Source organism: Bradyrhizobium sp. 138 (assembly GCF_023074075.1).
Classification (GTDB): domain Bacteria; phylum Pseudomonadota; class Alphaproteobacteria; order Rhizobiales; family Xanthobacteraceae; genus Bradyrhizobium.
On the sequence record NZ_JADPKT010000099.1, the window covers coordinates 38,780 to 49,340 of the forward strand.

The following is a 10,561-nucleotide window of genomic DNA, read 5'->3' on the forward strand; positions in this document are numbered from 1 at the left end:
CCGTTCACGCGTCAGCCAGATCGAGACGTCGCTCTATTCTCTCGATGCGAACATCCATACGGTCGAGCCGGTTCGACATGTTGGCGTATTGGCTTTCCAGATTGCCGATACGCTGCTTCATTTCACGGATATCGTCCCGCACGTCATCGACGGCGCCGCGGATGTGGCGCAGGAGCTCGAGGACCATGTTGTCAGGCTCAACCATTGATCCACTTTATCACAGACCTGACCTGATGAAAATGCCGGCTAACGCCCCTGCGAGCCGCAGGCGTGCTCGCCATCACCGCGTCAGCTTCTTGTACTTCACGCGGTGCGGAATGATGCTGTCCTGGCCGAGCCGGCGCATCTTGTCCTTCTCGTAATCCTGGAAGTTGCCCTCGAACCATTCGACGTGGCTGTCGCCTTCGAAGGACAGGATGTGGGTCGCGATACGGTCGAGGAACCAGCGATCATGGCTGATGATGACGGCGCAGCCGGCAAAGTCCTCCAGCGCCTCTTCGAGCGCGCGCAGCGTGTCGACGTCGAGGTCGTTGGTCGGCTCGTCGAGCAGCAGCACGTTGGCGCCGGACTTCAGCATCTTTGCCAGATGCACGCGATTGCGTTCACCGCCCGAGAGCGCGCCGACCTTCTTCTGCTGGTCTGCGCCCTTGAAGTTGAATGACGAGCAGTAGCCGCGCGAATTCACTTCCTTCTTGCCGAGCAGGATCAGCTCGTTGCCGCCGGAGATTTCCTCCCACACGGTCTTCTTGCCGTCGAGCGCGTCGCGCGACTGGTCGACATAGCCGAGATGCACGGTCTCGCCGACCGTGATCGTCCCCTTGTCCGGTGTTTCCTGCTTGGTGATCATCTTGAACAGCGTGGTCTTGCCGGCGCCGTTGGCACCGATCACGCCGACAATGCCGCCGGGCGGCAGCTTGAAGGTGAGATCGTCGATCAGCAGACGATCGCCGAAGCCTTTGCTGAGACCCTCGAAATCGACCACGTTGGCGCCGAGCCGCTCGGCGACGGGGATGATGATCTGCGCGGTCTGGGTCTGCTTCTCGCTCGCCTGCTTGAGCAGCTCCTCATAGCGCTGGTAGCGCGCTTTCGACTTGGCCTGACGCGCCTTGGGCGAGGAGGCGACCCATTCCTGCTCGCGGGCCAGCGTCTTCTGGTGCGCGGCGTCCTCGCGTCCCTCCTGCTCCAGCCGCTTCTGCTTCTGCACCAGCCAGGACGAGTAATTGCCCTCGTAGGGGATGCCGCGGCCGCGATCGAGCTCGAGGATCCAGCCGGTGACGTTGTCGAGGAAGTAGCGGTCGTGGGTGACGATCAGGATCGCGCCGGGATAGTTGCGCAAATGGCCTTCCAGCCACGACACGGATTCGGCGTCGAGATGGTTGGTCGGCTCGTCCAGCAGCAGCAGCTCGGGCTGGTCGAGCAAGAGGCGGCACAGCGCGACGCGGCGGCGCTCACCGCCCGAGAGTTTCGTGACATCGGCATCGTCGGGCGGACAGCGCAGCGCGTCCATGGCTTGGTCGACCTTGCTGTCGAGATCCCACAGGCCCTGGGCCTCGATCTCGTCCTGCAGCTTGGTCATCTCGTCGGCGGTCTCCTCCGAATAGTTGACCGCGAGCTCGTTGTAGCGGTCGAGGATCGCCTTCTGCTTGGCGACGCCCTGCATCACGTTCTCGCGCACGGAGAGCTTCGGATCGAGGTGCGGCTCCTGTTCGAGATAGCCGACACGCGCGCCCTCGGCGACCCAGGCCTCGCCGGTATATTCCTTGTCGAGGCCGGCCATGATCTTGAGCAGCGTCGACTTGCCCGAGCCGTTGACGCCGAGCACGCCGATCTTGGCGTCCGGATAGAACGACAGGTGGATGTTATCGAGCACCTTCCGGGTCGGGTAGCTCTTGGTCAGGCCCTGCATGAAATAGATGAACTGGCGCGCCATCGGTCCCGAAAACCTTCGATTTGAGGAAATTTGCTTCGCCTGCGATGTAGCGATCCCGCCCCCAAAGGGCAACGTTTTCCGTCCGTTCACCACGGATGAATACGGAACGGACACCATCCGGACACCGATCCGGACAATTGAAACCATCTTTTAATAAATCAGGCAGAAAGCTCGGTTTCGCGCGGAAACAGCGCCACCCGCTCAGAATGAACGGGAGCACAGCGAGGCCGCATCATGGCTCTGATCGAGACCCATTCTCTTCCTGTTCCGGCAGAAGCCGGCCACGTCTCCGGCTTCGCCTCGGAGATCAAGGGATTCTGGAAGCGTTTCTTCGCCACCGCCTTCAATCCCTACCGGCCCGAACTGCACTACATGCGCGGCCCCGGCCCCGCCTGGCGCGCCAAGCACGGCATGGATGCGCCGTTGCGCCTGAAGCCCCGCGACCTCTAAGCGACCGCTCAGCTGCCGGATTTTTGAAGACGCAAGCGGCTTGCGCGCGTCCTGATTGCGCGCAACCATGGCCTGGTTCCGACGACGGCGCTCGCCTCGCGCCCTCACCTCTCGCCATGGATAACGCTGATGAGCCGGCTGCGCTGTGCAATTCTCGACGATTATTTCAACCTCGCGCTCGACGTCGCCGACTGGCAGAAACTGTCCGACCGCCTCGACGTCACCGTGTTCGGCCATCCCTTCGCCTCCGAACAGGCAGCAGTCAGCGCGCTGGCCGATTTCGAGATCATCTGCGCGATGCGCGAGCGCACCGCATTCCCGAAGAGCCTGTTCGAGAGCTTGCCGAAGCTGAAGCTGCTGCTCACGTCGGGCATGCGCAACGCCGCAATCGACATGGAAGCCGCGAAGGCGCGCGGCATCGCCATCGGCGGCACGCAATATTCCCGCGATCCCACCGCACCGCTGACCATGGGCCTGATCCTGGAGCTGACCCGCGGCATCGGCCGCGAGAATGCGCGCATGCATGCCGGCGAGCCCTGGCAGAGCTTTGCCGGCGTCGAGATCGAGGGCATGACGCTCGGCATCGTCGGGCTCGGCAAGCTCGGCAGCAAGATGGCCGGGATTGCGAAGGCGTTCGGCATGAGCGTGATCGCCTGGAGCCCGAACCTGACGCCGGAGAAATGTGCGGCAGCCGGCGTCGGCTACGCCACCAAGGAGGAGCTGTTCGCCAAGTCCGACATCGTCACCATCCACGTGGTGCTGAGCGAGCGCTCGCGTGGCCTCGTCGGCCGCGCTGATCTCGCGCGGATGAAGCCGACGGCGTTCCTCGTCAACACCGCGCGCGGGCCGATCGTGGACGAGCAGGCGCTGTTCGAGGCGTTGCAGCAGCGCAGAATCGCGGGCGCCGGCCTGGATGTGTTCGCGGTCGAGCCGCTACCGGTCGACCATCCCTTCCGCAAGCTCGACAATCTCGTACTGACGCCGCATCTCGGCTACGCCACCAGGGACGGTCTCGGCATCCATTACGGCCAGATGGTCGAGGCGATCGACGCATGGACCAAGGGCGGCGAGCTGCCGCGCAAGCTGGCCTGAAACGATGAAGGGCGCGCCGATGGCACGCCCTTCGCTCTGTCAGATCTCTTGGCGCTATTAGCGCACGGTGACCGGCGCAGGCAGCGGCGGCACCACGGTCGGCTGCGTGCCCGGGACCGGACCGGCCTGGGCAGACATCGGAGCCGGACCAGCGGGCGCGGGCGCAGCGGAAGCGGTCGCAGTTCCCGGCGACGGGCCACCCGGCATCACCACCACGCGGGTGCCGACCTTGACGCGATCGAACAGGTCGGAGACGTCCTCGTTCAGCATGCCGATACAGCCTGACGACACGAACTTGCCGATGGTCGAGGGCTGGTTGGTGCCGTGGATGCGGTAGACGGTCGAGCCGAGATACATCGCGCGGGCACCGAGCGGATTGCCGGGGCCGCCGGCCATGAAGCGCGGCAGATAGGGCTGGCGCTCGATCATCTCGGTCGGCGGATGCCAATCCGGCCATTCGGCCTTGCGGGTGATCTTCTGCACCCCGGTCCAGGTGAAACCGTCGCGGCCGACGCGGACGCCGTAGCGGATCGCGCGGCCATTGCCGAGCACGTAATAGAGGTAGGTGTTCGGCGTATCGACCACGAGGGTGCCGGCCGGCTCCTTGGTCTGGAACGCGACTTCCTGGCGGCGCAGATTCTGCGGCAGCTGCACCGGCGCAGCATCGGGCTGCTCCTCGGGTGGCAGCGCGGCCATCGTCATCGGCCGGCCATCGGCGCCGACGGGCGGCTGCCCGGCCTGGACCGTTCCGGTGGCGGCGGGACCACCGACGGCTTCCGGCGGACGGAGGCCGTCATCGGCCGGTGCCTGGCCCTGACCTGGACGATTGGCATAGATCACCGGCGGCGGACCGGCGGGGCGGCCGTAGCGGGGATCCTCGGGCGACATCACCGGGCCCTGCGACGGCGCGGCGGAATAGACCGGCGCGCCAGCCGGGCGGCCATAACGTGGATCATCCGGCGACATCACCGGACCCTGCGGCGGCGCGGCCGAATAGACCGGGGGGGCGCCCATCGGGCGGCCGTAGCGCGGATCGTCGGCCGGGCCGGGCGGCGGCAGCGAGGCCTGCGGCATCGCGTCGTCGTCTTCGTCCAGCGCGTCGAAATTCGGTGTGCGGTCGCCGGGCCGATATTCAGCCGGGGCGCCATAGCTCGGCGCCTGCTGGACCGGATAGCTCTGAGCCTGAGCGAGTGAGGTTCCCGCCGCAGCGACTGTCGCGGCAGCGCATATCGTCAGAAAGTGTTTGATCATCATCGCTCTTGTATAGTCCCCAAGCCCGATCGGACCGTTAACGGCCAGATGACGGAAGATAGCGGCACATTCAAGACATATCAGCTTATTTGCGCCGGATTGGCCGATTTGTGATCCGCAAGACTACCGTTGCCCCGTTGCATCACGGGTCGGAAATCAACGCATGCGGTGATTTGCCGGAGTCTTGCGCCCCGTTTTTTACGGAATGGGTCGGAATCGTTGCGGTATGTTCGAATCAGCCTGATTCGCTGCCAATTTGAGCTTCTCAACTCCCGTGGCGAACGCGGCAACCAGTACCGTCACCGCGTTCAGATGGCTCATAGGCCCTGGCTAGTCGCCGCCGGGGCGGAAATTCGTAACCGGTCCGATGCTTCCCGGCTTTCGCTTCCTGTTTGCCGCGATCCTGCTGTCAACGTCCATCCTGGTGTTCGGCCTGGGCACCGCCGCGCTGCTGCGGGCGAGCCATGAGCAATATGCCAACAACCCCTCCTGGCGGAACGGCCCGCAGGAGCCGAGGTTCGCGCCGGCGTCCGAGCCTGCCCCGCCGGTGCTCGCAGTCCTCCGCGTGGAGCCGGACGTGACGGCCGAGCCCGAGCCGTCCTTGCGCGACCGGGTGCCGACCATCGGACTTCCGGCAACCGAGCCCGAGCAGGTCGCCGCGCTGACGAGCGAGGCTGACGGACCGACGCAGGCCGCTGCACCCGCGACCGACGAACCGGCCAAGGCCGAGACGACCACGGAAGCCGCTGCGCCGGCGCCCGCCGACACGCTCACCCCCGCCGACACCACGGCCTCGATTCCCGAAGCCAGACCTGACCTTCAGCCTGCCGCAGCCGCCGGCGAGCCGGCACCAACGGACAGTGCGGCCCTGGCCTCCTCGGCGCTCGACGTCGCCGCGGCCAAGCTGGCCGCACTGAACGAGCCGGCGAAGACGGCCGTGAAGGATCCGCCGGCGAAGGCCAAGGCGGATGGCAAGGCGGACGACAAGGCGGCCAAGCGCAAGGCGAAGGCGAAGAAGCGACCTCGCGTGGTGCGGCGTCCGCCGCCTCAGCAGTTGCAGCAACAGCTCGATCCGTTCGGGCAACCGCAGACGTTCGCAACCACGACCACGAGATCGCGCCAGTAGCCTACGCCGGCCCGGTCGCGATGGCCGGGCCTTTCTCCTGGCCCCACTCCGACCATGATCCGTCATAGAGCGCGGTGTCGGTAATCCCTAAGCGATAGAGCGCGAGCGTCAGCACGCCGGCCGACACGCCCGAGCCGCAGCTCGTCACGATCGGCGCATCGAGCTTGACGCCGGCGCCGGTGAAGGCGGCGCGGAGATCGTCGAGCGGCTTCATCTCGCCGGTGGCGGCATCGAACAGCAGATTGTAGGGCACGTTGCGGGCGCCGGGGATGTGACCGGAGCGGATGCCGGGCCGCGGCTCGGGCGCGCGGCCCTCGAAGCGCTCGGCGGCGCGCGCGTCGATCACCTGCTCCTTCCGGCTTTCGACGTTGGCGATCAGCTGCTGCATGCTGCGTACGCGCTTTGCATCATAGCTCGCCTTGAAGCTTGCCGGCTTTGGCTTCACCTCTCCGCTCTCGACGGTGCGCCCTTCGGCGCGCCACTTCTTCAAGCCGCCGTTGAGAATGCGCACATTGCCGTGGCCGAAGGCCAGGAACATCCACCACGCGCGCGGCGCGGCGACCCAGCCGCCGGCATCGTAGAGCACGACGGTATCGGCGTTGGAGATTCCGAGATTGCCGACGTCGCGGCCGAACTGTTCGGCGCTCGGATACATGTGCGGCAGCGGGTTGGAATGGTCAGACACCGCGTCGACGTCGAAGAACACAGCGCGCGGCAGATGCGCGGCGAGATAATCATCCTTCGGCAGCGGCAGCACGCCCGGCAGCTTGAAGCTGGCGTCGATCACCCTGATGTTCGGATCGTTGATATGGGCGGCGAGCCATTCGGTGGAGACGAGGGGGTCGGTGGCGGTCATTGGCTTTTCCTTGCAGTCATTCCGGGGCACGCACAGTGCGAATGAGATTGAAGCAGCCCGCGTCAAGCTCTGCTGTCATCGCGATCCAGTATTCCAGAGGCGGTTGTGATTGAGCCGAGAGGCCGCGACGTACCGGATTCCCCGCTTTCGCGGGCAATGACAGCGGAGATCGGAGTGGTCGTAGAGCACCCTCACCCCTTCTTCTTCGGCTCCCACTTCTCGACGGGCCCGCCGGCGTCGCGCCAGGCGGCGTAGCCGCCGGCGATGTGGGCGACGGGCTTGAGGCCCATGTCCTGCGCGGTCTTGGCCGCAAGCGCGGAGCGCAGGCCGCCGGCGCAGTGGAAGACGAACTTCTTGTCCTCCTGGAAGATCGGCTTGGCATACGGGCTCTGCGGGTCGATCCAGAATTCGAGCATACCGCGGGTGCAGGCGAAGGCGCCGGGGATGCGGCCGTCGCGCTCGATCTCGCGGGGGTCGCGGATGTCGACGATGACGACGTCGCCGTTCTTGGAGATCTCGATCGCGTCCTTGGCGTTGAGCGTCTCGATCTCGGCATTGGCCTCGTCGATCAGCGCCTTGATGCCGCGGGTGATGTTTTGGGGCATTGGGTCTTCCCTTCTCTTTCGTCGTCGTTCCGGGCGAACTGCCGGAGGCGGAGATCACCTCTCCCGCTTGCGGGAGAGGTCGCGGAGCGGAGCGACGCGGGTGAGGGCTCTCTCCTCTTGGGGAGCGTCGCGGGTGGAGAGACCCCCTCCCCAACCCTCCCCCGCAAGCGGGAGAGGGAGCACACTTCCGTTGCCGATAGAGCGCGGCCCCGTAGTGGTCAGTGCGTCAATTCCTTCATCGCACCTTCCAACCCCTCGATCGTGATCGGGTACATCCGGTTGGCGAAGATGCGTTTGATGATGGTGGTCGATTCCGAATAGTCCCAATGCTTCTGGGCGACCGGATTCAACCACACCGCATGCGGATAGGTGCGGATGATGCGGTCGAGCCAGACCGAGCCGGGCTCCTCGTTGACGTGCTCGACCGAGCCGCCGGGCACCATGATCTCGTAAGGCGACATCGAGGCGTCGCCGACGAACACGACCTTGTAGTCGTGCGGGTATTTGTGCAGCACGTCCCAGGTCGGCGTGCGATCGGTGAAGCGGCGCTTATTCTGCTTCCACACGCCTTCATAGAGACAGTTGTGGAAGTAGAAATACTCCATGTGCTTGAACTCGCTCTTCGCCGCAGAGAACAGCTCCTCGACCTGCTCGATATGCGCGTCCATCGAGCCGCCGATGTCGAAGAACACCAGCAGCTTCACCGCATTGCGCCGCTCGGGGCGCATGTGCACGTCGAGATAGCCGTGATTGGCGGTCTCGCGGATGGTGGTGTCGAGGTCGAGCTCGTCAGGCGCGCCGGTGCGCGCGAATTTGCGCAGGCGGCGCAGCGCCACCTTGATGTTGCGGATGCCGAGCTCGACATTGCCGTCGAGGTCCTTGAACTCGCGCTTGTCCCACACCTTCACGGCGCGGTTGTTGCGGTTCTTCTCCTGGCCGATGCGGATGCCCTCGGGATTGTAGCCGTGGGCGCCGAATGGCGAGGTGCCGGCGGTGCCGATCCACTTGTTGCCGCCTTGGTGGCGGCCCTTCTGCTCCTCGAGGCGCTTCTTCAGGGTCTCCATGAGCTTGTCCCAGCCCATGGCCTCGATCTGCTTCTTCTCTTCGTCCGTCAGGTACTTCTCGGCGAGCTTCTTCAGCCACTCCTCGGGGATCTCCGCCTTCTCCATGGCGTCGAGCAGGTTTTCCAGCCCCTTGAACACGTTGCCGAAGACGCGGTCGAACTTGTCGAGGTTGCGCTCGTCCTTCACCAGCGAGGCGCGCGACAGGTAATAGAAGTTCTCGACCGTGTAATCCGCGAGGTCGGCGTCGAGCGCCTCCATCAGCGTGAGGTATTCGCGCAGCGTCACGGGGACCTGCGCGTCGCGCAGAGAGGTGAAGAATTGCAGGAACATGGGTGACAGATTGCCCGTCGGGGGACGAACGTCAAGGGGCGGAGCCAACCGCTCTGCGCTGGACCCGGGTGCTTTTTGCTCTAGAATTGGCGTCCTCACGGGGTTGTTTGGGGGACGTTTGCAATGGGAATTCTCGCAGCGCTGATCATCGGCGCGATTGCAGGCTGGCTTGCGGGCAAGATTGTCCACGGGGCGGGATTTGGGCTGGTCGGCAACATCGTCGTCGGCATCATCGGCGCGCTGGTTGCGAGCTGGGTTCTGCCGCAGCTCCACATCCAGCTGGCAACGGGCACGATCGGCGCCATCGTCGACGCCACCATCGGCGCGGTGATTGTGCTGGTGATCCTTTCGCTGATAAAACGGGTCTGAAAGCCTGACCGAACCAGGAACGGCCGCCGCGCGCGGCCGTTCGCTTGTCGCCACGGGGCGAGCGCCTCTCGCCGACGATGACCTCAAGGACACGCGATGAAATTTACCGGCACCAAGGACTATGTTGCGACCGACGATCTCAAGGTCGCCGTCAATGCCTCGATCGTGCTCGAGCGCCCGCTGCTCATCAAGGGCGAGCCCGGCACCGGCAAGACGGTGCTGGCCGAGGAAGTGGCCAAAGCGCTGAACGCGCCGCTTTTGACCTGGCACATCAAGTCCACCACCAAGGCGCAGCAGGGCCTCTACGAATACGACGCGGTGTCGCGCCTGCGCGACAGCCAGCTCGGCGATGCCCGCGTGTCGGACATCAAGAACTACATCAAGCGCGGCAAGCTGTGGGAAGCCTTCACCGCCGAGCAGCGCCCGGTGCTGCTGATCGACGAGATCGACAAGGCCGACATCGAATTTCCGAACGATTTGCTGCTCGAGCTCGACCGCATGGAATTCCATGTCTACGAGACCGGCGAGACGATCAAGGCCAAGCAGCGCCCGATCATGATGATCACCTCCAACAACGAGAAGGAGCTGCCGGACGCCTTCCTGCGCCGCTGCTTCTTCCACTACATCAAGTTTCCCGACGCCGACACGATGGCCCGCATCGTCGACGTCCACTTCCCCGGCATCAAGAAGCGCCTGGTCGAGGAAGCCTTGCGCATCTTCTTCGAGGTGCGCGAGGTGCCCGGCCTGAAGAAGAAGCCATCGACGTCCGAACTGCTCGACTGGCTCAAGCTGCTGCTCAACGAGGACATGAGCGTCGAGCAGCTGCGCGAGCGCGACCCGCGCAAGCTGATCCCGCCGCTGCACGGCGCGCTGCTCAAGAACGAGCAGGACGTGCATCTGTTCGAGCGGCTGGCGTTCTTGAGCCGACGGGAAGTGTAGGCTGTTCGTTTAACGCACGGTGCCGTAGGGTGGGCAAAGGCGCAAAGCGCCGTGCCCACCGTTCGGTAACGACGCGCAAGATGGTGGGCACGCTTCGCTTTGCCCACCCTACGATATCGAGTATGTCGCAAGCACCCTCCCCGATCTCGTCATTGCGAGCGTAGCGACTTGTCCGCCGAAGCCTTTTGGCGAAGGCGGAAGCAATGCAGAATTCCTCCGCGGTGACAGCCTGGATTGCTTCGTCGCAAGGGCTCCTCGCAATGACGGCGCAGGCGGCGTAGCCGCGGCCTTCCAACTGACATCCTGAGCGCAGACACGCTTCGCAGCCTCGCGGCTTGATTCGCCCGAGCTTTGCCTGGTCATTCCACCCCCCAAATCAAAGAGGGCGCAGGGAAGGCCGGGTGCTGACCTCGCACCCGCGGTCTGCTGCGCGAAATGCACGCGCAGGAAAACCGCACAGCAGCATACAGGTGGTGCCGATCACTCGGCCTTCCCTGCGCGATGGTCGGACGGCTTATGCCGTGCTCTCCCGGGAGCCGAACTTTCCTT

Annotated in this window: 11 protein-coding genes; 5 read left to right on the plus strand and 6 right to left on the minus strand. The window is 64.8% G+C overall.

Annotation, left to right across the window (positions count from 1 at the left end; genetic code table 11):
• Positions 1–4: 4 nt before the first annotated feature.
• Both IVA79_RS35595 and ettA read right to left on the minus strand, forming a co-directional pair.
• Positions 5–205 carry a hypothetical protein gene (locus IVA79_RS35595; protein ID WP_247561853.1) on the minus strand — a complete coding sequence of 67 codons (201 nt, stop codon included), beginning with the start codon at positions 203–205 and terminating at the stop codon, positions 5–7.
• A gap of 75 nt (positions 206–280) precedes the next feature.
• On the minus strand, positions 281–1,930 hold the full coding sequence (ettA, locus tag IVA79_RS35600; protein ID WP_247561855.1) for an energy-dependent translational throttle protein EttA: 1,650 nt from the start codon (positions 1,928–1,930) through the stop codon (positions 281–283).
• Positions 1,931–2,164: 234 nt separating this feature from the next.
• Here ettA and IVA79_RS35605 point away from each other — a divergent pair, with 234 nt between their 5' ends.
• Complete coding sequence (locus IVA79_RS35605; RefSeq protein WP_247561857.1) at positions 2,165–2,380, plus strand: hypothetical protein; 216 nt, start codon at positions 2,165–2,167, stop codon at positions 2,378–2,380.
• Between the two features lie 129 nt (positions 2,381–2,509).
• On the plus strand, positions 2,510–3,472 hold the full coding sequence (locus tag IVA79_RS35610) for a D-2-hydroxyacid dehydrogenase family protein (protein WP_247561863.1): 963 nt from the start codon (positions 2,510–2,512) through the stop codon (positions 3,470–3,472).
• 57 nt (positions 3,473–3,529) lie between these two features.
• Here the strand turns inward: IVA79_RS35610 and IVA79_RS35615 are convergent, their stop codons facing one another.
• Complete coding sequence (locus tag IVA79_RS35615) at positions 3,530–4,723, minus strand: L,D-transpeptidase (protein WP_247561873.1); 1,194 nt, start codon at positions 4,721–4,723, stop codon at positions 3,530–3,532.
• Positions 4,724–5,090: 367 nt separating this feature from the next.
• Here IVA79_RS35615 and IVA79_RS35620 point away from each other — a divergent pair, with 367 nt between their 5' ends.
• Positions 5,091–5,849, plus strand: coding sequence for a hypothetical protein (locus tag IVA79_RS35620; RefSeq protein WP_247561865.1), 759 nt, complete (start codon positions 5,091–5,093; stop codon positions 5,847–5,849).
• Position 5,850: 1 nt separating this feature from the next.
• Here IVA79_RS35620 and sseA read toward each other — a convergent pair whose 3' ends face one another.
• From sseA to IVA79_RS35635, 3 genes are all read right to left on the minus strand, one after another.
• The gene (gene sseA, locus IVA79_RS35625; protein WP_247561866.1) at positions 5,851–6,705 is read right to left on the minus strand and encodes a 3-mercaptopyruvate sulfurtransferase; all 855 of its coding nucleotides are present in this window, start codon (positions 6,703–6,705) and stop codon (positions 5,851–5,853) included.
• A 191-nt stretch (positions 6,706–6,896) separates the two neighbouring features.
• Entirely contained in the window at positions 6,897–7,310 is a 414-nt protein-coding gene (locus IVA79_RS35630) for a rhodanese-like domain-containing protein (protein WP_247561867.1), read from the minus strand.
• A 218-nt stretch (positions 7,311–7,528) separates the two neighbouring features.
• The gene (locus tag IVA79_RS35635) at positions 7,529–8,704 is read right to left on the minus strand and encodes a VWA domain-containing protein (protein ID WP_247561868.1); all 1,176 of its coding nucleotides are present in this window, start codon (positions 8,702–8,704) and stop codon (positions 7,529–7,531) included.
• Positions 8,705–8,827: 123 nt separating this feature from the next.
• Between IVA79_RS35635 and IVA79_RS35640 the strand changes: the two genes are divergently transcribed.
• Positions 8,828–9,073 (plus strand): GlsB/YeaQ/YmgE family stress response membrane protein, encoded by a 246-nt coding sequence (locus tag IVA79_RS35640; RefSeq protein WP_008559660.1) that lies wholly within the window; start codon positions 8,828–8,830, stop codon positions 9,071–9,073.
• Positions 9,074–9,169: 96 nt separating this feature from the next.
• A complete protein-coding gene (locus tag IVA79_RS35645; RefSeq protein ID WP_027560729.1) occupies positions 9,170–10,012 on the plus strand; it encodes a MoxR family ATPase in 843 nt (280 codons plus the stop codon).
• Positions 10,013–10,561 lie beyond the last annotated feature (549 nt).

What these genes read in the sequence shown, in the direction of transcription:
- IVA79_RS35595 (WP_247561853.1), bottom strand. Translation starts at nt 205, where the DNA reads ATGGTTGAGCCTGACAACATGGTCCTCGAGCTCCTGCGCCACATCCGC.
- ettA (WP_247561855.1), bottom strand. Translation starts at nt 1,930, where the DNA reads ATGGCGCGCCAGTTCATCTATTTCATGCAGGGCCTGACCAAGAGCTAC.
- IVA79_RS35605 (WP_247561857.1), top strand. Translation starts at nt 2,165, where the DNA reads ATGGCTCTGATCGAGACCCATTCTCTTCCTGTTCCGGCAGAAGCCGGC.
- IVA79_RS35610 (WP_247561863.1), top strand. Translation starts at nt 2,510, where the DNA reads ATGAGCCGGCTGCGCTGTGCAATTCTCGACGATTATTTCAACCTCGCG.
- IVA79_RS35615 (WP_247561873.1), bottom strand. Translation starts at nt 4,723, where the DNA reads ATGATCAAACACTTTCTGACGATATGCGCTGCCGCGACAGTCGCTGCG.
- IVA79_RS35620 (WP_247561865.1), top strand. Translation starts at nt 5,091, where the DNA reads ATGCTTCCCGGCTTTCGCTTCCTGTTTGCCGCGATCCTGCTGTCAACG.
- sseA (WP_247561866.1), bottom strand. Translation starts at nt 6,705, where the DNA reads ATGACCGCCACCGACCCCCTCGTCTCCACCGAATGGCTCGCCGCCCAT.
- IVA79_RS35630 (WP_247561867.1), bottom strand. Translation starts at nt 7,310, where the DNA reads ATGCCCCAAAACATCACCCGCGGCATCAAGGCGCTGATCGACGAGGCC.
- IVA79_RS35635 (WP_247561868.1), bottom strand. Translation starts at nt 8,704, where the DNA reads ATGTTCCTGCAATTCTTCACCTCTCTGCGCGACGCGCAGGTCCCCGTG.
- IVA79_RS35640 (WP_008559660.1), top strand. Translation starts at nt 8,828, where the DNA reads ATGGGAATTCTCGCAGCGCTGATCATCGGCGCGATTGCAGGCTGGCTT.
- IVA79_RS35645 (WP_027560729.1), top strand. Translation starts at nt 9,170, where the DNA reads ATGAAATTTACCGGCACCAAGGACTATGTTGCGACCGACGATCTCAAG.